Genomic DNA, 25316 nt, shown 5'->3' on the forward strand with positions numbered 1-25316 from the left:
ACCGCCGCAAGGCGGTCTTTGCCGAAATGGAATTATCTTGGCAAGCGCCACATGAGATAACTAGCTAAAGCAAAAGCAAAAAATGCTGAACCCAAGAGCCAAAACTCAGGTTGTATGTTTTCTAAAATATTCATGCACGCTCCCACGTAACCCCTAACCGTGGCATCAATATTCGAGTGCGGTAGTGGTCACAAGTGGGTGTAACTGTCGCACTTTTCAAAAGTATACCCCAGATGCTGGCGGGCGATCTGGGGCTGCACTCACCCAAGCGAACCCCCGCCTGTAAAGTGCATTGTCAATGCTACCAGAGCGATTAAGGCTTGCAGACGCAACTTTAGTATTAGTCGTCAATTAAAAGAAAGCCCCGGCAGCGGGGGGCTGAACCGGGGCTGAGCGTTCTTGAAGCGGGGGCTTCATCCGCTCTCGTTGATCATCTCACAAAAATAGGAAAACACAATGGCACGACGCATCAACGCGGCGGGGCTTAAGCTTATCTAATTTAAGGACAATCAAATGAACAAAACAACGTTCTTCGCGTATGCGAGGCGCGCGCCTTTTGGCGGCCGCTTGAGCCAGGCTCAGGTTGATGGCACATCGGCTATCTTGGCCGAAGCAGAGCGCCGTAATCTACCCGACGAGCAGATCGCGTATATCCTTGCGACTGTCTTCCATGAGACAGGCGGCAAGATGCAGCCGGTTGTTGAGAATCTGAATTACACCAGTGCAGCGCAAATTCGGAAGACGTGGCCGTCGCGGTTCCCAACCGTAGCCAGCGCGCAGCCGTATGTTCGCCAGCCTCAAAAGTTAGCTAACAAGGTCTATGGCGGACGAATGGGGAACAACAATGTAAACGACGGCTGGACTTATCGCGGACGCGGTCTGCCGCAGATCACCGGCAAGGACAACTACAAGAAATTCGGCATTGCGGATGCGCCAGAGAAGGCGCTGGAGCTTGCCACGGCAATCCGCATCCTCTTTGAAGGGATGGTGCTGGGTAAGTTCACGGGCCGCAAGTTGAGTGACTATTTTGGCAATGGCAAAGCAGATCCAGAAGGCGCGCGAGTCATCGTCAACGGCACCGATAAAGCTACGCTGATCGCCGGATATTACCGCAACTTCCTCGACAGCTTGACCGCAGCGCGGGAAATGAAAGCCGCTTCATCTGACGACGCCAAGCCTGACGACGTGCCTTTGCTCAAGGACAAGACGGTGCAGACCATCGTCGCAGCTGGTGGCGGTACGTTTGTGACCGGCCTTATTGGTGCGGTTTCGAACCCTTGGGCTTTCCTGACCGTTGCGCTAGTGCTCGTCGCCATCGGTGGCGGTTTCTGGCTGTGGCATACGGGCAGGCTCGAGTTGAAGAGGGTGGCGGCGTGACGTGGCTCGCAACCATAAAGGCACGCATGACAGGCTACGCCGTGACAATCGCTGCGGCGCTGGCCGTCCTTGTCAGCGCGTACCTCAAAGGCCGGTCTGACAGCAGAACAGCCCAGTCCGCGCGTGACGCACAATCCGCAACCAAAGCACGGAAGATAGAAAATGAAGTCAGCCGTCTTGATGATAGCGCTGTTGACGCTCGGCTTGCTAAGTGGATGCGCGACAAGCGGTAACTACTGCGACGTGGCGCGGGCGATCTATGCCAGCCACAACGACACATCAGAAACCAAGCGCCAGATCCTGGCCGAGAACGAGAAACTGGAAAAGCTGTGCGGGGTACGGCCTTGAACGGGGATAATAAATGACAATTGAAGTAGGCTTGGCGCTGGCAATTCTGGCGGCCGTTACCGGCGCTTTCTGGCGCATGTGGGATTTGATCGCGAAGGCCGGTCAAAAGGGCGAAACGGCGTCAGCCGACCTTGCCGCGCACAAGCTTCACGTCGCCGAAACTTATGTGACAAAGGCCGGCATGTCCGAGCAGACAGCGCAGATCATGAAGGCAATCGACGGTGTTGGTTCAAAAATTGACCGCACAAACGACCGGCTTGATACGTTCATGCAGCCCAAGACGGCGAGGGCGCGAAACTAAATTGGCTTTGCATCATGGCCGTGACGCGTTTTAGCGCTATGTAAATTCTTAGAACCAATCGGTGTTCTGGGAGATAACAGCTATGAAGCACAGAATTCACGAGAACATGGAAGTAATTGGCGCTGATGGCGTCCATGTCGGAACGGTCGATCATCTTGAGGGCGACCGTATTAAGCTTAAAAAGTCAGACAACGCTAGGGCTCACCAAGATCATCATCATTATATCGACATCGGGTTTGTCGCTGATATTGAAAGCGATAAGCAGGTTCGTCTTTCTGCGAATGCAGATGTTGCCGTGACGCTCGAAGAAGAGGAATCCGGCAAGCCTGTCGATCTATGATTGTTTTGTCATAGAGATTTTTTTTTGGGCGGTCTTCGGACCGCTCTTTTTTATATTTAGGGCTTGACACATCGTCTCGAGACCCTTTCCATCCTTTGCGTCGGACAACCAATCCGATTCTGCAACTCGCCAGACTGGCAATTGCAAACCAACCAACACGAGGAGACTGTATGTCTGAACAGGCACAGGGCGCGGGTGCGCCTATTTCTATTGATATTGCTGGAGCAGTTGCCGCTCTTGAAGGGAATCCAGATCTGGTGAACCACCTGCAAGAATTGGCATTTGGCCCGCTGGCTGCGCAGCAGATAGCGGTGCGCGACGAGATTATTGAGGAGCTGATTGAAGCGCTCTATCGATTATCCAACGAGTGCAAGCTGGCTGGCCTCGCAAGCCAGACTGGTTTTGATTGCTGGATTGCATTTGCCGACAAGACTCTTGCCAAAGCCAGAGGTGAAGCATGAGCGGCGTGAATACGGGTGGCCCTGCTTACCCCTATGTCATCGTAACAAAGTCTGACGGCGCTACCGGAGCACCTATCCAGCATGAAGTTTCAGTCGGCATGACGTTGCGCGATCATTTTGCGGGAATTGCTATGGGTGCCCTTTATTCAAACGGCCAAACCCAAGCAATCATGTCTCGATGCGCAAAAGATGACGGGGTCGCCGCCACTACGTATGCGGCCAAGGCTTCGTACGAGATCGCCGACGCCATGCTAGCTGTCAGAGGTGCCGCATGAGCAAGACTTTTGCAGTCGCGGACCTTCACGGGCGATATGACCTATTACTAGCAGCAATCGAACGCATTGAGCAAAGCAGTCACTCTGGCGGTACTATTGTTTTCACGGGCGATTACGTTGACCGTGGGCCACAAAGCGCGCAGATCATTGAACGACTGATGAAAGGCCCGGATGATCCGCAACGCTGGAAGTGGGTTTGCTTGCAGGGCAATCATGAGGAAATCATGTTGACTTGCCTTCTCGCCACCGGACTTGCACGATCCTATTGGATGCCGAACGGCGGCGGCGCGACGCTTCTGTCGTATGGCGCAAAGGAAGGCGACTCTATCTCTGCCGCACTCACGCTTGTTCCACGGGAGCACATCGACTGGCTCAAATCCTTGCCTCTCATCCACGTCGATGAGCATCGCGTATTCGTTCATGCTGGTGTTGACGAGACAATCCCGCTTGATGAACAGACGCCGCAGACCATGCAATGGATGCTGTATCCAGATGGCTATCAGGGCGGGCACGGTGAGCGCCACGTCGTTCATGGTCATCATCAGTTTGAAGATGGCCCATTGCTGTTTGCAGGACGCACCGACCTCGACACCTTCGCATGGTATACTGGCCGTCTCGTGATCGGAGTTTTCGACGACAGCAAGCCCGGTGGACCGGTCTCCACGATTGAAATCAAAGGCCGGTCAATACCCGAGCTTCGAGGATACTAAATGCTCTCAAAACAAGAACTAGCCCGCCGTGTTGCTGCGTATCAGCAGCATGGCACGATAACGAAGGCCGCAACGGTTTGCGGCGTCAAGAAGTCTGCATTTCACGACAGTATCAAACGCGCGGCTGAGCTGGGCTTGATGGGCCCGAAAGAAACATTGCCAGGTTATGCAATCAGAAGCCTGACCGAGACGCCTAACGGCACTTACATGCGCCAGACAAAAGAGGCTGGCCCTGTTTATGAAGCGACTGCTGGTCTGGCGGTAAAAGGCAAGACGACGCTCGTTAACAGCGAAGGCCGCATCGTAACGCAGCACATCATGGAACGCGCGGACGCTGGCCAACAGCGTGCCGCAATCACAGCCATGGTTGAAGCGCTTAAAGAAGATTTGCCCCGCGTTTCGATTATGCCGGCGCCTCGTGGGGCGAATGCTGATCTACTAAATTTTTTTTGTGTTACGGACGCTCATTTCGGCTCGTTATCATGGCGCGAAGAGACAGGGGCAGATTACGATATTGATATTGCTGAGCAGCTTATAACTGACTGGTTCGCTGCGGCGATTGATCTTGCCCCTGATGCACATACCGCTGTTTTAGCGCAGCTCGGTGATCTTGCCCATTATGACAGCATGGAAACTGTGACGCCTGCCAGCAAGCATGTGCTGGATTCGGATTCACGGTTGCAGAAGATTATTCGCGTAATTATCCGCACTGTGCGCCGCGTCATCGACATGCTGCTACAAAAGCATCAGCATGTGCATATCATCATGGCGCAAGGTAATCACGACCCGGCCTCGTCAGCTTGGCTTCGGGAAATGCTGGCTGCGATGTATGAGCTTGAGCCGCGCATTACGGTAGATAACAGCCCCAGCCTTTATTACGCTTACGAGTGGGGCAAGACGGCCATCTACGCACATCATGGTCATAAACGCGGCGTGAACAACGTGGATGCGACTTTAGCAGGGAAATTTCGTGAGATGTATGGGCGCAGCAAATATGCCTATGCACATGTCGGGCACCTGCATTCCGACGAAGGGCGTAAGTCGGGCCTTATGTACGTAGAGCGTCACGAAACGCTTGCGGCTCCAGATGCGTATGCTGCTGGAGGAGGGTGGCTCTCAGGAAGAAGTGCCAAGGTAATAACGTACTCGAAAATGCACGGCGAAGTTTCGCGCCTTACACTCCGGCCTGAAATGGTCGCAGGGAAGTATGCGGCGGCTAATGATAATGTTGAGCAGAGCAGGAGGGTGGCTTGAGCATACCAAAGTTGACGAAAGAGCAGGCCGCCATTGTCGGAGCCTATACTGGCATCGCAGCTGGGCCGTTCGATGCGATCCATGAATATGCCGAAAAGGTTATGGGGCATCCGGTCTGGTCGCACCAATTTGGCGACAAATCCTTTTGAGAAAAGCTGGCAAATGCCAGCAAGGAAGACTTCCTTTCTATCTGTGCACAGTAACTAGCCGCCCACCAAGCGGCGTAACACCACAAAACGAGGAGAGAATATGCTTGAAGAAGCAGAAGACAAAGCCGCACGCGCTGCTGTTGAAGGGCAGCATAGCAACGTCAGGTTACGTGAGATCTATGTGGATGTTGATGTGCCGAATACAGACAATCCAGATGACGTAGATTGGAAGATCGGAAGCAAGATAGTGTTCGTGGAAGCTGAAGGATTTAGCAACGGCGGCTTGGTTGGCGTCGATTCTGGCAAGCCCGCGATTTTGGACATTCAGTACGTTATTTCGCGTGATAGATACGAGCGAGTTAAAACAAGGTCGGCGGAAATTATAAGTTGCCTGCCAAAACCTTATAACGACATCCACCAACCACTCGTCATCATAGAAACGCCTTACAGCGGCGATGTGGGAGCCAACACCGAATATGCACGAGCGTGCCTTTTAGACAGCCTGCGACGAGGCGAAGCCCCGATTGCCAGCCATTTACTGCACACGCAAGTGCTGGATGATATGCAGCCCGATGAGCGGTCGTTAGGCATTGAGGCCGGTCTTGCTTGGTATCGCGTGGCAACGAAATGCGTCGTTTACTCTGATCGTGGTATCAGCGGCGGCATGATGAGGGGCATCGATCGAGCCGGACTGCACGATGTGCCTGTTGAGTATAGAAGCATTGAGGCGAGGGCAGCAGCATGAATGCGATCCCAGAAGATATATTGGCTGCGGCAGAAAAAGCGTGCCTGCGCCCAACCACGGCGCAAGACCGCATCAACAATGTCGCGAAAGCAATCCTCGCAGAGCGTGATCGTTGCGCTGAAATAGCGTTGGGATGGGCTGAGTATGAATACCAAGCCGGTGAAACAAAGTTAGCGTCCGCATATATATGGCGTGAAATAATCAGGGGAGCGCATGCATGAACCAATTCCATGTTGGGCAAAAAGTGGTCTGCATCGATTCAGTCGTTGGCTTTGAGCAATTCCTTGAGGTGAAAGAAGGCGAGATTTACGAGATCTCGTGGATTGGCCCGTTTGAGCATTATATTCATGGCTCTTACATCGGCGTACGCCTCAAGGGCGTAGATCGCGGAACTTGCCCGCAGTTTGGTTATGAAAACCCGCCGTTTGCTGCAAGGCGCTTCCGACCGCTCGTAGAAGATAAGCTGTCAGCGTTGCGTGGATTGCTTGCTGGCGGGCCTTTGACTGAGAAGTTCGAAGAGCCTAAGCGTAAGGCGAGGGAGGAAGTATGAGTATGGTCATTGGAAAGATTGAACAACTATCCAAGCCGTCCTTTGCAGACCTCTGCGCTCGCAACAAGGAGGCAGGAGAGGCAGCTACACGTGCATGGTGGGCGCAGCGGGAGCGGGAAATAGCTCTTGAAACATTCGGCCCACTGGAACGTTACATGCCCGCAAACGACAACTGGCCTAAAGTAATTGCCTTCACAGGAAAGGCGGGGAGCGGTAAGTCGACAGCAGCCAAATACGTGATCGAGCGTGGCTACAAGTTGGTTAAGTTTGCAGATCCATTGAAGGATATGCTGCGCGCTATCGGATACAGTCAGCGACAGATTGAGGGTGATCTAAAAGAGGTTCCCGATGCATCTGGTCAGACTCCTCGCCACGCAATGCAAACACTAGGCACAGAATGGGGCCGCAAGTGCATGGGTGAGGATTTCTGGATCAATATCTGGCGCGAGCGCGTCACTGGCGCAACCGCAGTCACTGACGACTGTAGGTTTGCAAACGAAGCCGACGCGGTTCGGTCGGTCGGTGGAATTGTCGTGATGCTGAAAGGTCGTGGCGGCATAAACAGCGCTCACTCTTCTGAGCTATTAGATTTCAAGCCTGACATTGTCATCGCCAACGATGGTAATATCACCAGCCTTCATTCTCGGATTGATGAAATCCTCGCCGCATAACCAATACAGCCACCCTACGGGGCGGTTTCTGTTTGACTGATCTCAAAACAAGTTCGTCTGATCTTCGACATTATCGTTGCTCGGCGTTAGATCGATCAAGTCAGTGTCAGGCAATGGCTTCTGCATTTTCTTGGCTTCATCCCATGGCGCACGTAACCAGGTATCGATTTCCTCTGTCGTGCGCAGGATTACTGGCATCGCCTTGGGATGGACCGGCTTGACCACGGCATTGGGCTCGGTTGTCAGGAAGCCGAATATATCAACGTCAACTAGGCCTTCCTTCTTCTTCCGCACACCTTTCCAAGTCGTCCAAATGCCAGCGAAGGCAAAGAGCGGCTTTTCCTCGTTCAGAGCGAACCAGTGTAATGGTTTGCGTTTTGTCTTTGGGTCGGGTTCCTGCCCGTATTCTGAGAATGAAGTGGCAGGCACAACGCAGCGGCTTTCAACGCCTTGCCAGCGTCGCCAATGTGGAGAGGTGAGGTTGCGTATGTTCGTGACACCGCTGTCTGCTTCACCTTTCACATAGATTGGTGGCGTCGGCATTCCCCAACGAAGATGTGCAAGCTCATGCTCACCATCAGTTAAATTACGTAGAACCGGTGCAGGATAATCTGGATATACGTCAAGCTGCGGGTCAACACGATTTGTCACGTCACCGAACTTCGGGAACAGACGGCGCATGGCCTCATGTGTCGTCGTTAAATTATAAAGATTGCACATGCGCTCCTCCTGCTACGAAGAGAATAGGGCGCAGTTTATCGCCGTCCAGCTAACGCGTCTTCGCCTTGCTGCTTGTGTTCGTAGCAGAACCAAAGCTGTCCATATTTTGTTTTGTATCCGTATGTGCCCCAAGCTTTGCAGCCGTCTGCATCGCACCAATGCTCAAACTTGCCACCGCTTGTCACTGCGACACCGCTATCAGCTTTATATCCAGACATTCTTTACCTCGGCGCTCGATAGACTACGAATTCGCTTTCACCCTTCATTGTGCAATCTTCACAGCGCAGCTTCCATTGATGAGTTTTCAATGGATCGTGCGCAGCAATTTTGCGTCCGAGTGATTTTTTATTAATGTCGCTGACATGACCGCACCTCGTACATAGTCCGCAAAGCATAGCCCACGGCTCTAAATCGGCTAGACATGTGAAAGCATTGATCTTTTCATAGGTAGGAGGTCTTGCCATGCGTTTTACCGAACGACGACTCGTTCCCAATTACCATCACCAAATGGCTTGCCGCCGTGACGCCCCATGAAGACGCTCATTCGCCTTTCTGATGGGAAACTGAATACGCAGAAGTCGATACCCGACTTGCGCGCCATGCGGTGAGGTAAGCGAGCACCAAGGCGGCCGGCATCTCTGTGAACTTCTCGTCTAGCACACTTCAGTGCGTACGCTTCAGGAAGAGCTACCTGGAAAGTCTTCATTAAGCTGCCCTCTTAAAAGAGTTGGTGCGTTTGCTGTGGGTGAGAGCAATACGAGAAAGTTCTATTTCACGCGCGAGAAAATCTCGGTCTTTCAAAAGCGCCTCAATTGACGCGCGAACGTCGCCCTTGTGGTAAGCTAATACCAGATCGATTTCGGCGTCGTAGTTTTGCAATACTGCATTCATGGCGTTCTCCATAGTTTGATTACCGCCTGCCAATGTTCTTGTTATGTTCTATTTTTAGCTATGCGTCAAGGGATTGATTCTTGCTAATAATGCAGGTTACAATTTGGGTTACATTTAGGTTTTTATTGAAGGTTGTTAAGGTGGTTATATAATTGAATTTATTGATAAAATAATGAGGTTCGATTACTCTGAGGAATCCGGCCCGGGGAGCCAGCTCTTTTCATTAGGTGATTGGACTAGGTCTTTTTCCAGTGGTAATAACGTATTTTATCGGCATTTAAAATTCGGCTCCGTGATTTGATTAGTCCGCATATTCTGGTTCTTTGTTGGCCATAACTGCCGCTCTTTAAACGTTCCTCTTTGTTTGAATTTTAGTGCCTTCGCTTATATGGCGTGAATAAGTTTAGAGGGGCATTTCCTTAGAGGATTTCCTGTTTTGATTGAACCGCTGTAAGACTATTATGCTTACAATGGGCGTTATTTGGCTTTCAGCGCCCTAATCGCAGCCCATTAACTTGACCGGCTTTCTCATTCTCAGACAGCACTGAATTCCAGAAAATTAAAAAGGCGGTGAACCAAATTCGTCTGGTTGCGTTGTTAATAAGTCATTAATCATGATTGGAGGCAGCCATGCTTATTTATTCGCGAATAGAGGCCATCGTCGCAGTAGCATTTTTGCTGATCATTCCTTTAATGCTACTTGTCAGTTAAATCGTTGCAAAGTGTTTACTGTGTTATAAAAGCCGCCTTTTCCGACTTCTAAAGCGCCTGATATTCATTCGATGTCAGGCGCTGTTTGCGTGTAATTATAATGAAATTTATTCACTTGATTATATAAGCTGGCTGAATGTTTATTTTGCTCGGTGAATTTTGATAGAACATTGATTTTATTTAATGTTTTGCGGATATTTCATTCATATTGCGTTCACTTTACCTCCTTTATTCTGGTGTCAGAATAAAGGAGTATTTCATGATTAAAAAAGCCGTACTCGCCGCCATCGCACTGTCGTTTATTGGTGCACCTCTTGCTCAGGCGCAAAATTACAATCAGCCGCGCAAGCCGGGCTATAGTCATGTTGAGCCGCAACACCCTTCCCATGGGAAAGATTTTAAACGCCATGACCGGTATGACCGTCGTGACCGCGATCACAAGCGTTGGCGGCAGGGAGAAGGTTATGGCGACTGGCGTCGCCATCAGGAAATTCGTGATTACAAGCGTTATGGTCTTCGCAAGCCGGGCCGTGGTCAGCATTGGGTGAAGGTCGACAATCAGTATCTGCTGATTACAGCTGCAACCGGCCTTATTGCAGGTATTTGGGTGGCTCGTTAAAGCATTTCCTGTTTTGGTTGAATCGCTGAAAATGCTTGATCGTTTGTTTCACGCATCATCCCGCGCAAAACCGCTTATTCGCAATCCTACAATGGTGCGGACAGTTCCCTGTTTGCACCATTTTGCGTTTTGTCGGAATTAACGCGCGTTTTATTCATGCCGGCTTTTTCAAACACTTGCTGAAAGCCCTTCACATCTGCAATGTGTCGGAAATCATATTTGCGCTGAAAGCGGAGACACCTGCATGAGTGGCCTTCTGGCACTTCTTGATGACGTGGCGGCAATTACCAAAATCGCGGCGGCATCCGTCGATGATATATCCGCCAATGCCGCAAAAGCGGGAACAAAGACAATTGGCGTGCTGATCGACGATACGGCGGTTACGCCGAAATATGTTGTCGGTATTGCGGCTGCACGTGAATTGCCGATGATTGGTAAAATCGCGCTTGGAAGTCTTCGGAATAAGGGGCTGCTTATTCCGGTTCTGCTTTTGCTCGATTATTTTTTGCCGCTAGCAATCACCGCATTATTGATGCTTGGCGGGGCTTATCTGTGCTTTGAGGGCGCTGAAAAGGTTTGGCACACGCTTTTTCCCAGTGAAGAGCATGATGGAGAAGAATCCGAACAAAGCAAAGATGCAACCGCGCTTGAAGAAAAGCGTGTTGCAGGTGCAATCAAGACGGATTTGATCCTTTCCGCCGAGATCATGACACTCGCGCTTTCGATGATCGAAACCAATTCAATTTGGATCGAGATAGCCACTTTGGCTATGGTCGGGATCATGATTACGGTTCTTGTGTATGGCGTTGTGGCCATAATCGTGAAACTGGATGATTTTGGCGTGTTAATGGCCCGTAAGGGGCGGTCTTCTGCAACGCGTGCACTGGGGCGATGGATGGTGCGAGCCGTACCCAAGCTGCTGGTGGTGCTGACAATTGTGGGAACAGCAGCCATGCTGTGGGTTGGCGGTAATATTTTCATTCATGGTTTGCACGGTCTTGGCGTCCATCAGCCATTTGCATGGATTTCAGAGACCGCAGCGGATATTGCAGGGGAGGTGACGGCAAATCTCTCTGGTGCTGTTGATTGGATGATCACAGCCCTGGCCGATGGCATCTTTGGCTTTGTGCTGGGCTCGCTGATTGTGCTTTTTATGATCAAAATAGCATCACCACTTTGGAATGCACTCAGGGCTTGAAGAGGGGCGTATCAAATCCAGCAAAGCCGTTTCTCACCTTTGCTGGAAATGTTCTAGCCCAGCCGAATGCCACGCCTTGCTTGACACTGATGGCCTCAAGCACCGGATGATCGGTGTTGAGAAGACGTTCGTGAGTGCGCTACAGAAACGCGTTATTTCAAAATATCGGAAAGACGCTTTTGCTCTTTCGCCGCACGTTTGAGATTGAGGCCAGCGAGCAAATCAAGAATGTGCGTTTTCATCAATTCCGAAGCTTCACTTGTTTTACGGCGTTCAATAGCATCGACCAGAGCATTATGCGCGTGGCTTTCGCACGTGGTTTCGCGGCGCCGCCAGTAAAGCGCAATAATCAGGGATGAGCGCGGCAGAAGGTCTGTGACAAACCCTGCCAGAATGGAATGACCAGCAATGCTTGCGAGTTCGAGATGAAAGCGCGCAGACAAACGAATGGCATCGCTGTCGCGGCCTGCATGAAGGGCTTCATGTTCTTTATCCAGATGCTCCCGCAGTTTTTTCACATCGTCTGCGGTCGCCACTTTTGCCGCAAGTGCTGCAACCTCCGGCTCAATCAGCATACGCGCTTCAAACACTTCGCGCGCTTCTTCCTGCGAGGGCTCGGCTACAAATGCGCCGCGGTTCGGTTCAAGCCGTACCAGACGATCGTGGGCAAGAGCCTGCAATGCAGAACGCACAACGGCGCGACTGACCGAATAAATCGACGCCAGTTCGTCTTCCGGCAATTTTGTTCCGGGCAGCAATTGGTGGCTCACGACCGCATCGCGTAGCCCCTCATAGACAGGATGCCAGCGTGTGGACCCGTTATTGCCACTCATCTCGTTGTTGTCAGTTGTTTGCGTGTCCAGAAAATTCATTTTCATCCAGATACAAACGGTTCAAGGTTCAGGGCCGTTTTGTATGTCTTTGAGTTGCAACTCATATACATATCGAAGCAGCACTCTTCATTGTCAACGATATTGCCGTTATGGTTTACAAAATATCGTGTCGTTTGAAATTGGCAATATCGTTTGGTTGGCCTTCAGTTTCGTGGTGAAAAAGGTTCAAATATACCCTGAAACTCTTTTGGTCTTGGCGCCTGATAGCCACCAATTTTCGATGTTCTAAGACCAAGCGCAACGAGACTTTCGCAGAGCTTTACCGCAGCAGTCACACCATCTATGACGGGAATTCCATGCTCTTCCGATAAGGAGGAGGCAAGATCTGCCATGCCTGCACAGCCCAGAACGATTGCTTCGGCGTGATCATCGCGCATCGCATGTGCGATCTCTTGCGATATGCGGCGTCGGGCATCTGAGCCCGGAATTTCAAGGTCAAGCACGGCCACATCGCTGGCCCTGACACGGGCGCAACGTGTTGCAAGACCGTAACGTGACAGATTGTGCTCAATGGCCGGAACTGAGCGCGACAGGGTTGTTACAACGCTGAATTTTCCTGCAATCAGGCTTGCCACATGAAAAGCGGCTTCACCGATACCGATCACAGGCATCGTGCTTGCGCAGCGCGCTGCGTCGAGTCCCGTGTCGTCAAAACAGGCAATCACACAGGCATCGGCTTTCGGATGTTTGCGCATTTCCCCAATCATGCCGGGGATGGCAAAAACCTCATCGAAATAGCCTTCAATGCTGGGTGGTCCATCCTTGGGGTTGATGGCAATGATATTCGTTTTGGCTGCCGCCACGCTTCGCGCAGCGTCACCGATTTTCCGCGTCATAGACGCGGTTGTATTCGGGTTGATGACAAGTATGTCCATTTCCTCAAACCATCGATTGTTTTTTTATTGTTGTGGTTGTTTCAGGGCGCTTTAGCGCGCCCTGAAATCAAATTTCGCCGCCCAGATAAAGCTTCTTGATACGGTCGTCAGAAACAAGTTCTTCAGAGTTCCCGGAAAGAACGATCTTGCCCGTTGCCAGCGCATAGGCGCGCTGTGAAATACGCAGTGCCATGCGGGAATTCTGCTCGACCAGAAGAACACTGACCTTTTCATCGCGGTTGATGGCGACAATTGAACGTGCAATGTCCTGCACAAGCTTTGGTGCGACCCCGAGCGAGGGTTCATCCAGCAACAGCAGCTTGGGTTTTGCCATCAATGCGCGCCCGATGACCAGCATTTGCTGCTCGCCGCCGCTCATTGTGCCAGCGGCCTGAGAATAGCGCTCTTTCAGACGCGGAAAACGCCCCAGAACCATTTCAAGCGTGTTGGCGATGTCTGCCTTTGCAGAGCGGGTGAAGGCGCCCATCAACAGATTGTCGCGCACGCTCATATAAGGGAAGACCCGTCGTCCTTCGGGTACCATTGCAATGCCCATTTCGACGATCCTATCCGAGCGTGTGCCATCAAGGCGGCTTCCCTCGAAGTAAATTTCACCCTTGCGCAGTTTGTTGAGCCCGGTGATTGCCCGCAGAATGGACGATTTGCCTGCACCATTGGCACCAATCAGAGCAACAGTTTCTCCCTGATTGACGCTCAGAGACACGCCCTTCAACGCGTAGACGTGATCATAATAGAGTTCGGCATCGGTAACTTTCAGAAGCTCTGTCATGATCAGTATCCAATCGTTTCATCTTCTGCGCCGAGATAGGCTTCGATGACTTTTTCGTTCTCCTGGATCTCCTTCGGTGTGCCTTCTGCAATTTTCTGACCGAAATTGATCACGACGATCCGGTCCGAAATATTCATCACCGCAGGCATGTCATGTTCGACCAGAAGCACTGTGATGCCGCGTTCGCGAACTGCGCGCACCATTTCCACTGCCTTGACGGTCTCGTCATGGTTCATGCCTGCAAAGGGCTCATCCAGCAGCAGAACTTTGGGCTGTGTGGCAAGACCAATGGCAATACCGAGCGCGCGCAAGTGACCATGTGGAAGGTTTTGTGCAACCTCGTTACGCTGTGGTCCCAAACCGAGAAAATCCAGAATTTCGTCTGCCGAGCGTTCAAATGTTTGTTGGTCTTCCCGCGCAAGACTCGTTCCAATATAACAGCCGAGAAAGCTGGCCTTCGCGCGCAAGTGATGCGCGACGATGACATTTTCACGCACCGTCATGCCTTTGAAGATGGTGGTTTCCTGAAAGGTTCGAACCACGCCCTTCCGGGCAACGATATGCGGCGCAAGGCCGGATATGCGCGCACCCTTAAACAGAACCTCGCCTGTCGTTGGATTAAGGAAGGAGGCAATCAGCTTGAACAGCGTGGATTTGCCTGCACCATTGGGACCGATCACTGAAAGGATTTCTTTTTCTCTGACCGAAAACGAGACATCATTGACTGCGACCAACCCGCCGAAGCGCTTGGTAACGCCTTTGACTTCAAGAAGCGCACTCATGGCCGCGTTCCTTTCTTATTTGTCAGACGCAGGCTGAGCAGGCCATTTGGCAGGAACAGCATCAGGATGATCAGCAAGCTGGAGAAAATAAGGAGTTGGAATTTGCCGGTCTGGAAAAGAAAATCCCAGCCGAAATAGAGGACAAAAGTACCGATAATCGGTCCAAATACATAGCCAAGACCGCCAAGGAAGCAGTTAAGCATGAAGTTGACCGAGTCTGTCACCGTGAAGCTCGATGGATAGATCGACTGGGAGATGGCTACAAACATTGCGCCGCCCAGCCCTCCAAGGAAGGAGGAAATCGCATAGGCAAGCACCCGCAGATTGGTGATGTTGACACCAATGGAGGAGGCCAGCTCTTCATTTTGTTGCAAGGATTGGCACAAACCGCCGATGCGCGAATGGATGAGCCTGTAGAGCGCTGCAAAGCAGAGCACCATAAGAAAGACCGACACGAAGTAGAACGCGGCGCGCGGATTCTGCAATGTGGCGAAGTCCGGCAGGATTGTGAGGCCGAAGATCGAAATTCCACCGGGAGGCGGTATGTTGACCATGCCTTTAGCACCATTGGTGATGGGCAGTGCCATAGCAAGCAGGCGCGCAACTTCTGTGAGCACCAGCGTCACCATCGCAAAATAAACACCGCGAAGGCGCAGGATCGGCAGTCCGATCAAAACACTGGCAAAGGCGCAGAAAAGCCCCGCCAGCGGCAATGTCAGCCAGAAAGACACACCGTACTTGACCATGAGAATGGCCGACACATAGCCCCCCATCAGGGCATAGGCCCCTTGGCCGATATTGATACGGCCAATGTAAAAGGTGAGCCAAACACCCGCGCTGACAATGGAGAGCAATGCAACCGATGTCAGGGTGTAATAAAGATCGTTACGTCCTGTTATGCTGATCAGCAGTGGTATACCGATGAAAACCAGCGCGAGGAAAGCAACGACGCCGAGAAGTTTTGTTGTCTTTGTCATGTTTCCTCCCATCAACCCCAAGGTTTGCCCATAAGGCCGTTCGGACGCAGGCTGAGGAAGACCATCAGGCCGGCAAAGATTACGAGATAGGTGATGTCGCCGTAAGGTCTGAGCACCGTGAGGCCGACCGATTCCAGCATGCCGAGAATAAAGCCGCCGGCAATCGCGCCACTGACGACACCCGCGCCACCGATCATCACCATCATGAAGGCTTTGATCGATATTGCGCCCCCTATGCCGGAATTGACCCCGGTAATGGCAACCAACAAACCACCAACCAGGCCTGCCAGCATTGCCCCCATTGCGAAGCCGATCATGGAGTATCGGTCGACATTCACGCCCATCAACTGCGCCGCTACGCGGTCTTGGGCGAGCGCGCGCATGGCGCGACCGGGTTTCGTGAATTGCATGAAAAGAACGAAGGCTGCGATGAAAACCACCGCCAATACGCCGATCAGAATACGATCATAAGGTATGATCAGCCAATCTGAGACGAAAACGCCATTTATGATCTTCGGCACACCGCGCTGCTTTTCGCCAAAAAGTAACAGTATGACAGCATCCAGAAAAAAGGCGACGGCAGCAGCAAGCAACATCGTACTTTCGTCGCGCAGACTGCGTTTGATAACGGGTCTGAACAAAAATTTTTCAATAAGTGCACCGACAATCATCAAAGTGAGCGCAGATGCAAACAGCGCCACCACGAAAGGCAGGCCTAGCTGGCCATAAATCGTGTAAGTGACAAACCCTCCGAGCACGTACATTTGGCCGTGTGCAAAATTGAGGACGTTCATCAGAGCAAAGATCAGTGTAAGGCCCAGCGCAATCAGCGCATATTGTGATCCAAGATACAGCCCGTTGACTATGACTTGTTCCATGAAGGCAAACTCCCTCTTGCGGAGAGCGGCGCATGCCAAAGTCTCCGTGGCGATATATGACAATTGGGAGGCAGAAGCGGGCGCTTCATGCACCCGCTTCCCACAGTCTCAGGCTTAGTCGACCTGTCCGACGAATAAGGTTTCGAACTTGCCATCCTTATATTCGGTGACAACCATCGGAATGCCCAGCTGGCGCTTCTGTGTGAACGATGTCGTGCCAACATAATTCAACTTGGAATCGTCGCCTTTTACATAGGGGTTGGGTGCCGAGAATGTGTCGACGGTCTTCTTGAATTCTTCGACGTTATCGATTGCAGAAGGGTTAGCCTTCAATGTTTCGATAATGTATTCAAGTGCATAGACCTTGGTATTCGATTCATCATTATACTCGCCATAAGCTTTTGTATAACGATCAACGAATTCCTTCATGGTATCCGATGCAATCTCCGGCGTGGACGCGCCGCCCACAGAAATGAAGCCATTAGCGAGCTCTCCGGCACCTTCCTCCAGAACCTTTGCGTCTTGCGCCGTTTCCGTGGAAATGAGGCCTTCATAACCAAGTTCGCGTGCTGCGCGGATCAAGAGAGGTGCATTTCCCGGAGCAACACCTGAAAGAACCAGAAGGTCTGGTTTCTGCATAATGATCGGGGTGAGCACGGGCGTGAAGTCACGCGTATCGTTCTGATAGGCATCGCTTGTTGAAACCACGTCCAGACCGAGTGCCTTGGCGGCTTCAATACCGCTGTCGCGCTGACTCAAGGGGTCGGATTCATTGGCGGCAACAAAAGCGACAGTTTTAACGCCCTTGTTTTCCTTGAGGTATTTATAGATAGCTGGACCCGACTGATAATTGGCAATCATGCCAAGAATGGCATTGGATGCCGGCGGTGTATAAAGTTCTTTCGGGAAGGAATAAGGGAAATAGATGATCCCTTTGGCTTCGGCGACCGGACGCACGGCGGCTGCGCCATCATCGACATTTGGCCCGACGACATAATGGACACCTTCCTGCGCCATTTTCTCCATGCCAGCAATGGCGCGCTTCGGATCTTTCTGATCATCGAAGGTTACGATCTTAATTTTGTAATTGTCGTCGCCGATCTTTACGCCGCCCAGTTCGTTGAGCCAGTCAGCACGAACCTGCATGGATCGAACGTTGGATGTTCCCCATGCCGCTGCTGGACCACTTGTAACACCCACAAAGCCGATCTCGAGTTCTTTATCAGCCGCTTGGGAGGCATTTGCTGAGATAAGCGCAAAAAGTGAAACGGCGCCGAGCGCCGCAGTTTTTAAAACTGCGCGTCTGTTAAACATATCTATTCCCCTTGTTTGGTCACTGCTCCCTCGTTTGGTGGGGCGCAGCGAGCGGAATTGAACGCCAGATACATCGGATTGTCAACAATATTAATTTTTTTGGTTGACAATCGGAGGGTGCAGCCGCGTTCGTAAATGAATTGCTGACATGTCGCCGCGCGAAACTTATTGAGGGAATTGCCCTGAGCTATTGAATTTCAAGGAAAATCAGGGCAGTTTTCGAATATAGTAATAATCAATGAGTGATCATGTCTGTCCAGCGTGCGAGTTTTTATATCCTATTGGCATTGGTGACGGTCGCCTTTGCCTGGCTGCTGATACCTTATTATTCGGCGGTGCTCTGGGGCGTTATTCTCGCGCTTATTTTCTACCCGGTGCAACAACGATTGCTTCGTTCGTTGCGTGGGCGCAAAAATCTGGCGGCTTTCCTTTCGGTGCTGATGTGCCTTTGTCTGGTCATCCTGCCAGCGCTATTCATTTTTGGATTGCTGGCTCAGGAGGGAAATACCCTTTACCAGCGTCTGGCGACGCGTGAATTTGATCTCAACAGCTATCTCACACGTATTCTGGCAGCTTTGCCCGGCACTTTGGAAGAGTGGATGATACGCTTTGAGCTGGGAACTTTTGCGGAATGGCGCGCGCGCATTACTGGCGGGATACTGCAAGGCAGCCAGGTTTTCGCAAGTCGTTTGGTTAGCCTGGGGCAGAATACGCTTCAGTTCATTATCAGCTTCAGCATCATGATTTATCTGCTTTTCTTTTTGTTTCGCGATGGTGAGGAACTTGGAGAAAAGATTCGCCAGGCGATCCCTCTGAGCGAAGATTACAAAAATCAGTTTCTCGAGAAATTTGCTGCTGTTATTCGTGCAACGGTTAAGGGGAATATCATCATTGCGCTTATTCAGGGCACAATTGGCGGTGTCACATTTTGGTTGATCGGCATTGAAGCAGCATTGCTGTGGGGCGTTTTGATGACAATTTTTTCGCTGCTGCCAGTTGTCGGCGCATCTCTCGTCTGGGGGCCCGCTGCTATTTGGTTTGCCGTGAATGGAATGTGGTTCCAGACCTTTATATTGGTCTTTGTCGGTGTTCTGGTGATCGGGCTGATCGATAATTTGCTGCGTCCGCCGCTGGTGGGCAAGGGCACACGCATGCCGGACTTTGTCGTTTTGATTTCAACGATTGGCGGGATTTCTCTCGTCGGAATTAACGGGTTCGTTGTTGGTCCGATGATTGCCGCAATGTTTATTGCAGCATGGTCGCTTCTCGCGCAGGAGCAGAACAAGCAGCTCACGCCAAGCTCAAAACTCGATTAGAGCACTATCCAAAAAGTGTGAAACAGCTTTCGGACCAAGATGCGCGTCAAAACAAATATTTAGAGCGCCGATCTGATTCAATCGGATCGAAAGCCGCTCGAAGCCGCGCTAATTTTCCAACGCTGAAAACAAGAACGCCCGCTGCACTGGGAGGAGGAGTGTGCAACGGGCGGATCTGGTAAGCGCGACTGGGAGGAGGAGTGCCGCGCTTCATGTTCAGTTTCTGGGAGGAGGAGTGAAACTGAACAACCTGAAAATAGGGTTGATGCTGACGACTTACAAGGCATTATGCTGCAAGGCAGATATGCATTTTTGAATAGCTGAAATAAGAAACCGCCCCGCAGCGATAAACGCGCTGGGGCGGCTCTTTCCTCCTCCAAGTGGAGAAGAAAATAACCAGTCGTTTTTAAAAAGCAACCCCTCAATTGTCACAGTGAATTTTCAGTAATTACTGAAAAGAATGGATGATTATCACCCGATCACAGCAAGCGCTCCGCCGGAATACAAGTTGCGGTGATGATGAGGCGCTTGGTTTATTTCCAATGTCTTAAATTGCGTTAACGAATGAAATGAATATCCGAAGAATGGCTGATTTTATCTGATATCATACTTCGTTTTAAATCGATTATTTTCGACTGATCGGCTGCTGAAAAAAACCATAAAAAATTTCGTCATTTCCAGGCCGTTAAAGTTGACTCTTAATATCATGATTAATATAGCCAGCAATTAATATGAGTCTTTTTGTCATCTTAATTATGCCGTTAATTGCAGAATGGGGCTTGGAATGCTGTTGAGAACAGGACACACGGGGTATCTGCTCGTGACAACAACGCTTGGTGGGGCTTTTTCTTTGATGCTGTTGGGCGCGGGATCCGCTCTTGCACAAACAGTCACCGCCGAAAAGGCAGAAGATCAAGCAAAGCGCTCAGAGCAAGCGTTGCAACTCGACACGATCACGATTTCACCCACGATTCAGAACCAGGCTGTCATAGATGCAATCGGATCGACCAGCATTATAACGCAGCGCGATATTGATCGTATTCAGGCAACGACTGCGGCTGGTCTTTTCAGGGCGACCCCCGGCGTTCATGCGTCCCTAAACGGTGACGATCCGGCAACCTCTATTAATATTCGTGGACTTCAGGAATATGGCCGTGTTGCTGTCACGCTGGATGGTGCTCGTCAGGACTATTGGCGTGTGGGCCACGGTTCCGGTTCATTCTATATTGAGCCGGAAATGCTCAAGCAGGTCACAGTCATTCGTGGCCCTGTTTCCAATGCATATGGTTCCGGTGGCATCGGTGGTCTGGTTGCCTTTGAAACGAAGGATGCCGGTGATTTCCTTCGCGATAATGAAACATGGGCTCTGAGTGAAAAACTGCGTTATGAAAGCAATGGCAAGGGCTGGATGACCAGCACTGTCGGTGCTTATCGCTTTCATGAAAATTTTGACGTGATTGGCAATCTGAATTATCGCGACAGCGATGCTTATAAGAATGGTGATGGTGATGTCGTTCGCTGGACGGGCGAGCGTGTCGTGAGCGGTTTGGGTAAAGTCACAATCCGTCCCGCCGAAGGGCATGAGTTGAAGGTTGGCTATTCACGCCAGAAATACAGCGATATCATGACTGGCAGCAGTGGATCGACGTCAGCAGTTCTGTCGCGCTACGACGCTGATACAATTGTGAGCAATTACACCGGCAATTATACCTACAAACCGGAAGACAACCCGTTCTGGAACTTGTCGGTCAATGCTTATTACACCGATACGGATAACGACCAGTACCAGATCTGGCCAAAAGCCAATATTGGCAAAACGCGTTATTATGATGTGTCGACGGCCGGGTTCCGTGCTTATAACAGCTCGCGATTTGAAACTGACGCCATGATACACACGATCACCTATGGTGTTGATTATTATAAGATGCGCGGCAAATCCGATACGGATAACTTTGGCAATGGCGATCAGCAGGCCTATGGCGGCGTCCTTCAGTGGCAGGGTGAGTACCAGAAGTGGCTGGAGCTGATCGGTGCACTGCGTTATGACGGCTACCGGCTTGATGGCACCACGAAGGCAACAAATCTGCTGCCGTCGGAAGACGTCAGCGCTGACGGCAATCGTCTCTCGCCGCGTCTAAGCGTCGGCATAACACCTTGGGATGGTGTGCAGTTTTACGGCCTTTATTCGCAGGGCTATCGGGTGCCGCATATGCAGGACATGTTCCGCCAAAATGGCGCGCATGGCTCTGGCTATGAGCCAAATCTGTTGCTGAAGCCAGAAGTCGCCACTTCCTTCGAAGCCGGTGTCAACCTTCGGCAGGACGGCATTCTGGATGCTGGTGATCAGGTGCGTGCCAAGCTGAATTTCTTCCATACCGATGTGAAAGACTACATCAATACCGTAAAGAACGGCAAAGTAACGACATCTGAGAATGTTGGCACAGCGCGTCTGCGCGGCGTAGAATTTGAAGGCACCTATGACAACTGGTGGGGATATGTCAATCTTGCCGCGTCTTATACTGACGCCGAGATGAAAGATGGTATCTACAAAGGGGATAGTCTGAGCAATACACCGCTTAATAATTTCAGCGCAACGCTGGGCCTGAAAGCTTTTGAAGAAAAGCTGGTTTACGGCGTAGAATATGAAAGCGTCGGCAAGGTTAATCGTGCTCTGACGACGGGTGGCGTGAAAGTATATCCGCGTGTTGATCTGGTGAATGTATTCGCCAATTGGCAGGTGAACGATCATGTGAAGCTTGATTTCGGCGTCGATAATCTTTTCAACAAGGCTTACACGGACGCGCAAACGGGCTGGGCCACCAGCTCAGATATTGATCAGGCTAAAGGCAGAACCTTTAAGATCGCCATCACCGGCCGCATTGGCGGCTAATATTCCGGATTGAAAGCAGACATGCTTTCAATCCTTTCTTGCACAAAGTTTTCCTTATTTAAAATTGACTGAGAAAGCCCGTGTCACAGCCATCTCCTGAAGTTTCCCGCGCATTATTGAGCCATGCAAGCATTCGATTGCAAAATGGCGGCATCTATTTGCCGAACATTATCGATCGTCTGAATTCCTACCAGGCGCAATATGATAACAGTGGCGACAACCACATATTCGAGTTCTCCTTTGGGCGGATTGAGATTGATAGTAAATTGCACGGCTACAGCGTCGCGCTGCATGCAGATGACGATACAGGTCTGCATCGATTAAAAGATATCGCAGCGGTTGCCATCGAACTCTACACAAAGGCGGAGGCCCCGGAGATTATTTGGCTGGGCGATAGGGCGGGAGAGCAGGCTCTTCCGCAGTTTCGCCTGATGCGCGTGCTTTCGTCCAATCTGTTCACGCCACATATGTTGCGGCTTCGTCTCATGGGAGAAGATCTCAAGCGTTTTGCATTGTTTGGAGCGATGCATATCCGTCTGCTTTTACCCACCAACGAGGTTCCGCAGCCCGTTTGGCCGATCATGGGGCCAAATGGATTGCCATTCTGGCCTGACGAGGCGCGCAAGCCCGCATCGCGTGCGTACACAGTCCGCAACCTTGACATTGAAGCCGGTTGGCTGGAGATCGATTTCTATCTCCACGACGTTGAAGGGCTTGCCTGCACATGGGCAAAAAACGTTAAGCCCGGTGATCAGGTTGGTTTGATGGGGCCGGTTGGCCGCCCTCTGCGCCATGCAAGCCGCTATCTTATGGGTGCCGATGCAACCGGTTTGCCAGCAATCGGGCGGATGCTCGAAGAGTTTTCAGCGGATGTGACAGGCCGTGTTGTGATTGCAGTCGATAGCGAAAAGGATGTGCAGCAACTCGTTCACCCAGAAGGGTTTTCGGTCGAGTGGATTATTGATGCCGATCAGAAATGCGCTGCCGAAACACTCACAAAAACTCTGTGTGAAGCGGAGTGGCCGAAAGGCCCTGACACCTTTGGCTGGTTTGCGGGCGAGGCGGATCAGGCGAAAGTCATTCGCCAACATTGGCGCCAGAAGCTTGGAAAAAGCCGGGAAGAAACACTCGTTGCAGGCTACTGGCACAAGGATGCAATAGGCTTCATGGCTGGCTAGATAACAAGCTTTCTCTCAGAGAGATAAAATGAAAGCGGCCCGCGAAAAGCAGGCCGTTTTTTTGAAGGTGCTTTGAGTTGATTGAATCAGATTGTCACGCTAATCCTTTGTTTTAACGCGCATATATGTCTAAAAATGTTTCACCCTTTTCAGGGGGCGCTCTGTTTTTTATCTTCGATAGCCTTGCCCTGTGTGATCAGGCGGGCACTGTGTTGACCCGATATAAAGGTCCACAGCCAGCTCCATGCAACCGCCGCGCGGCTGCGTGTGCCAATCAGGAAAAAGATATGGGCAATGCCCCATACCCACCATGCCAGCGCGCCTTTCAGCTTGATCCGCCCCATGTCGACGACGGCCGCACCTCGGCCAATCGTTGCAAGATTGCCCTGATGGCGATAGCGAAAGGGGGCCGGAGCGGTTTGGCCTGATATACGGCTGCGAAGGACCTTAGCAACATAAGCGCCCTGCTGTTTGGCAGCCGGTGCAATACCGGGAACCGGCTTTCCATCCTGCCCTTCGACCCAGGCGGTATCTCCGATCACAAACACATCCTCATGGCCGGGAACGGTGAGATCGGCCAGAACGCGTGCGCGACCTGCACGGTCGCTTTCAACGCCAAGCCAGGCTGCGGCAGGCGAAGCTGCAACACCCGCTGCCCATATGGCCGTTTTACAGGGAATAAATTCATCGCCAACAGTTACGCCATCTTCAGTGATTTCTTTCACCGGCATCCCAAGACGCACCTCAACGCCAATCTTTTTCAAGGCATTTTGAGCGTAAGATGAAAGATCTTCCGGAAATGCAGACAGAATGCGTGGACCCGCTTCAATCAGCAGGATGCGCGCCTCCCTTGTGTCGATATTACGAAATTCCGGCCACATCGTATGTTTGGCCAGTTCACCAATAATACCCGCCAATTCAACGCCGGTTGGTCCTCCTCCCACCACAGAAAATGTGAGCAATGCCCGTCGTTTTGCGAAGTCTGTCTCGCGTTCGGCGCGTTCAAACGCCAAAAGAAGACGACGACGAATGGTCGTAGCGTCTTCCAGCGCCTTAAGACCGGGGGCAAGCTTTTCCCAGCGATCATTGCCGAAATAAGCGTGCCGTGCGCCGGTTGCGAGCACGAGCGTGTCGTAATCAAGTGTAGAGCCGTCTTCGAGCTTCACCTGTTTGTTGGACGTGTCCACATCGACAACAGTGGCGAGCAGGGTGGTTACATCTTTGCGATCGCGAAAAAGATGGCGAATTGGCCATGCAATTTCGGATGTCGCAAGGATTGTTGTCGCGACCTGATACAAAAGAGGCTGAAAGAGGTGATGATTACGCTGATCGACAAGCGTAATGCGAACATTTGCACCTTTTAGATCATGGATTAATTGCAGGCCACCAAAGCCTGCACCAACGACGAGGATATGGGGGGTATCCGTTTCGCTCATTGCAGTTATTCACCTGAGTTGGCGCGAAAAAACTCGCACTCATCTAACGATCATTGCGCTTGGCAAACGAACGCTATCAGGTTGATCAACCAGAGCCTACTGATTATCGCACAGGGCTGGCTCCCACTTTTGGCACAGCTTTACCTCGCCAGGATGACCTAAAAGTCATCTCCGTGGCGCATATGTCGGAAATAGGCAAAAGCCGTTCCTGCCAGAACCGGCAGAATAACCAAGGCTATCCAGAATATAATATTGCTCATGTTTCCCTCCCATTTTTTGCCACAATAGCACATCTTTGAGGAAGAGCATAATCCGACGACACTCAAACCAGTGACGCTAAGATTATGCTTCCAGCAAAACAGGTTAGATCAACGATCTGATAGGGAAACGTCTGAACTGCCCGCTTGTTCCACTTGCAACAGAAGCGTCTGAACATGGAAAGGGCCACTTTTTCAGTTTCAGCCTCGCCTTATAAAAACTCTTCCAAACGGACCTATTGCCAGCGCCCGACTCTTTGAGTAGTAGTTATCTCACATCAAGAGTTGAGGCGACGCCCAACGCCAACCTGCCTTTCCGGGCAAGGTGGTACTTCCTTAAAGGAAGGATGTGGCCGACCGGCAAACATACGGACAAAGCCACATGCGTCTGCCTTGACATAACGAAGGAC

At 51.3% G+C, this 25316-nt stretch carries 27 protein-coding genes and 1 riboswitch; of the genes, 17 read left to right on the forward strand and 10 right to left on the reverse strand.

Going from position 1 to position 25316, the window contains the following annotated elements; all coding sequences use genetic code 11:
- Positions 1 to 513: 513 nt before the first annotated feature.
- The 12 genes from VBH83_RS03135 to VBH83_RS03190 all read left to right on the forward strand — a co-directional run bounded on the left by VBH83_RS03135 (position 514) and on the right by VBH83_RS03190 (position 7181).
- On the forward strand, positions 514 to 1377 hold the full coding sequence (locus VBH83_RS03135; RefSeq protein ID WP_396996327.1) for a chitinase: 864 nt from the start codon (positions 514 to 516) through the stop codon (positions 1375 to 1377).
- Positions 1374 to 1610: a hypothetical protein gene (locus VBH83_RS03140; protein ID WP_396996329.1), complete on the forward strand. Its 237-nt coding sequence runs from the start codon at positions 1374 to 1376 to the stop codon at positions 1608 to 1610. The genes VBH83_RS03135 and VBH83_RS03140 overlap by 4 nt, the downstream gene beginning before the upstream one ends.
- Before the next feature lie 128 nt (positions 1611 to 1738).
- Complete coding sequence (locus tag VBH83_RS03145; RefSeq protein ID WP_396996331.1) at positions 1739 to 2026, forward strand: hypothetical protein; 288 nt, start codon at positions 1739 to 1741, stop codon at positions 2024 to 2026.
- 82 nt (positions 2027 to 2108) lie between these two features.
- On the forward strand, positions 2109 to 2366 hold the full coding sequence (locus tag VBH83_RS03150) for a DUF2171 domain-containing protein (RefSeq protein WP_265984202.1): 258 nt from the start codon (positions 2109 to 2111) through the stop codon (positions 2364 to 2366).
- Between the two features lie 170 nt (positions 2367 to 2536).
- The gene (locus VBH83_RS03155; protein WP_396996333.1) at positions 2537 to 2827 is read left to right on the forward strand and encodes a hypothetical protein; all 291 of its coding nucleotides are present in this window, start codon (positions 2537 to 2539) and stop codon (positions 2825 to 2827) included.
- Positions 2824 to 3102 carry a hypothetical protein gene (locus VBH83_RS03160; protein WP_396996335.1) on the forward strand — a complete coding sequence of 93 codons (279 nt, stop codon included), beginning with the start codon at positions 2824 to 2826 and terminating at the stop codon, positions 3100 to 3102. The genes VBH83_RS03155 and VBH83_RS03160 overlap by 4 nt, the downstream gene beginning before the upstream one ends.
- Positions 3099 to 3812: a metallophosphoesterase gene (locus tag VBH83_RS03165; protein WP_396996337.1), complete on the forward strand. Its 714-nt coding sequence runs from the start codon at positions 3099 to 3101 to the stop codon at positions 3810 to 3812. Before VBH83_RS03160 ends, VBH83_RS03165 begins: the two co-directional genes overlap by 4 nt.
- Entirely contained in the window at positions 3813 to 5066 is a 1254-nt protein-coding gene (locus tag VBH83_RS03170; protein WP_396996339.1) for an oxidoreductase, read from the forward strand.
- On the forward strand, positions 5063 to 5215 hold the full coding sequence (locus VBH83_RS03175) for a hypothetical protein (protein ID WP_396996341.1): 153 nt from the start codon (positions 5063 to 5065) through the stop codon (positions 5213 to 5215). Before VBH83_RS03170 ends, VBH83_RS03175 begins: the two co-directional genes overlap by 4 nt.
- A 100-nt stretch (positions 5216 to 5315) precedes the next feature.
- A complete protein-coding gene (locus tag VBH83_RS03180) occupies positions 5316 to 5960 on the forward strand; it encodes a hypothetical protein (protein ID WP_396996343.1) in 645 nt (214 codons plus the stop codon).
- A 217-nt stretch (positions 5961 to 6177) separates the two neighbouring features.
- Positions 6178 to 6510, forward strand: coding sequence for a hypothetical protein (locus VBH83_RS03185; RefSeq protein ID WP_396996345.1), 333 nt, complete (start codon positions 6178 to 6180; stop codon positions 6508 to 6510).
- Positions 6507 to 7181 (forward strand): deoxynucleotide monophosphate kinase, encoded by a 675-nt coding sequence (locus VBH83_RS03190; RefSeq protein WP_396996347.1) that lies wholly within the window; start codon positions 6507 to 6509, stop codon positions 7179 to 7181. Before VBH83_RS03185 ends, VBH83_RS03190 begins: the two co-directional genes overlap by 4 nt.
- 42 nt (positions 7182 to 7223) lie before the next feature.
- Here the strand turns inward: VBH83_RS03190 and VBH83_RS03195 are convergent, their stop codons facing one another.
- Together VBH83_RS03195 and VBH83_RS03200 are read right to left on the reverse strand one after the other, a co-directional pair.
- The gene (locus VBH83_RS03195) at positions 7224 to 7901 is read right to left on the reverse strand and encodes an SOS response-associated peptidase (protein WP_396996349.1); all 678 of its coding nucleotides are present in this window, start codon (positions 7899 to 7901) and stop codon (positions 7224 to 7226) included.
- Between the two features lie 705 nt (positions 7902 to 8606).
- Positions 8607 to 8792: a hypothetical protein gene (locus VBH83_RS03200; RefSeq protein ID WP_396996351.1), complete on the reverse strand. Its 186-nt coding sequence runs from the start codon at positions 8790 to 8792 to the stop codon at positions 8607 to 8609.
- Between the two features lie 970 nt (positions 8793 to 9762).
- Between VBH83_RS03200 and VBH83_RS03205 the strand changes: the two genes are divergently transcribed.
- Complete coding sequence (locus tag VBH83_RS03205) at positions 9763 to 10122, forward strand: RcnB family protein (RefSeq protein ID WP_265984212.1); 360 nt, start codon at positions 9763 to 9765, stop codon at positions 10120 to 10122.
- Positions 10123 to 10366: 244 nt separating this feature from the next.
- A complete protein-coding gene (locus VBH83_RS03210) occupies positions 10367 to 11320 on the forward strand; it encodes a DUF808 domain-containing protein (protein WP_265984213.1) in 954 nt (317 codons plus the stop codon).
- A 152-nt stretch (positions 11321 to 11472) separates the two neighbouring features.
- Here VBH83_RS03210 and VBH83_RS03215 read toward each other — a convergent pair whose 3' ends face one another.
- The 7 genes from VBH83_RS03215 to VBH83_RS03245 all read right to left on the reverse strand — a co-directional run bounded on the left by VBH83_RS03215 (position 11473) and on the right by VBH83_RS03245 (position 17829).
- A complete protein-coding gene (locus tag VBH83_RS03215; RefSeq protein ID WP_265984480.1) occupies positions 11473 to 12153 on the reverse strand; it encodes a GntR family transcriptional regulator in 681 nt (226 codons plus the stop codon).
- Between the two features lie 203 nt (positions 12154 to 12356).
- Positions 12357 to 13088, reverse strand: a complete 732-nt coding sequence (locus VBH83_RS03220) for an aspartate/glutamate racemase family protein (protein ID WP_265984214.1) — start codon at positions 13086 to 13088, stop codon at positions 12357 to 12359.
- Between the two features lie 67 nt (positions 13089 to 13155).
- On the reverse strand, positions 13156 to 13878 hold the full coding sequence (locus VBH83_RS03225; RefSeq protein ID WP_265984215.1) for an ABC transporter ATP-binding protein: 723 nt from the start codon (positions 13876 to 13878) through the stop codon (positions 13156 to 13158).
- Positions 13879 to 13880: 2 nt separating this feature from the next.
- Complete coding sequence (locus tag VBH83_RS03230) at positions 13881 to 14660, reverse strand: ABC transporter ATP-binding protein (protein WP_265984216.1); 780 nt, start codon at positions 14658 to 14660, stop codon at positions 13881 to 13883.
- Positions 14657 to 15637, reverse strand: a complete 981-nt coding sequence (locus VBH83_RS03235) for a branched-chain amino acid ABC transporter permease (RefSeq protein WP_265984217.1) — start codon at positions 15635 to 15637, stop codon at positions 14657 to 14659. Before VBH83_RS03235 ends, VBH83_RS03230 begins: the two co-directional genes overlap by 4 nt.
- 11 nt (positions 15638 to 15648) lie before the next feature.
- Positions 15649 to 16515 (reverse strand): branched-chain amino acid ABC transporter permease, encoded by an 867-nt coding sequence (locus VBH83_RS03240; protein WP_265984218.1) that lies wholly within the window; start codon positions 16513 to 16515, stop codon positions 15649 to 15651.
- A gap of 114 nt (positions 16516 to 16629) precedes the next feature.
- Positions 16630 to 17829, reverse strand: a complete 1200-nt coding sequence (locus VBH83_RS03245; RefSeq protein ID WP_265984219.1) for an ABC transporter substrate-binding protein — start codon at positions 17827 to 17829, stop codon at positions 16630 to 16632.
- Between the two features lie 248 nt (positions 17830 to 18077).
- Here VBH83_RS03245 and VBH83_RS03250 point away from each other — a divergent pair, with 248 nt between their 5' ends.
- The 3 genes from VBH83_RS03250 (at position 18078) to VBH83_RS03260 (ending at position 23213) form a co-directional block, all read left to right on the forward strand.
- A complete protein-coding gene (locus VBH83_RS03250) occupies positions 18078 to 19145 on the forward strand; it encodes an AI-2E family transporter (RefSeq protein WP_396996356.1) in 1068 nt (355 codons plus the stop codon).
- Between the two features lie 784 nt (positions 19146 to 19929).
- The gene (locus VBH83_RS03255) at positions 19930 to 22035 is read left to right on the forward strand and encodes a TonB-dependent receptor domain-containing protein (RefSeq protein WP_265984221.1); all 2106 of its coding nucleotides are present in this window, start codon (positions 19930 to 19932) and stop codon (positions 22033 to 22035) included.
- An 80-nt stretch (positions 22036 to 22115) separates the two neighbouring features.
- Positions 22116 to 23213: a siderophore-interacting protein gene (locus tag VBH83_RS03260; protein WP_265984222.1), complete on the forward strand. Its 1098-nt coding sequence runs from the start codon at positions 22116 to 22118 to the stop codon at positions 23211 to 23213.
- Between the two features lie 149 nt (positions 23214 to 23362).
- Here VBH83_RS03260 and VBH83_RS03265 read toward each other — a convergent pair whose 3' ends face one another.
- Positions 23363 to 24649 carry an NAD(P)/FAD-dependent oxidoreductase gene (locus VBH83_RS03265; protein WP_265984223.1) on the reverse strand — a complete coding sequence of 429 codons (1287 nt, stop codon included), beginning with the start codon at positions 24647 to 24649 and terminating at the stop codon, positions 23363 to 23365.
- Positions 24650 to 25176: 527 nt separating this feature from the next.
- Positions 25177 to 25284: riboswitch (SAM-I-IV-variant riboswitch) on the forward strand.
- Positions 25285 to 25316 lie beyond the last annotated feature (32 nt).

This window comes from Ochrobactrum sp. S1502_03, assembly GCF_044435015.1.
GTDB lineage: Bacteria > Pseudomonadota > Alphaproteobacteria > Rhizobiales > Rhizobiaceae > Brucella > Brucella chromiisoli.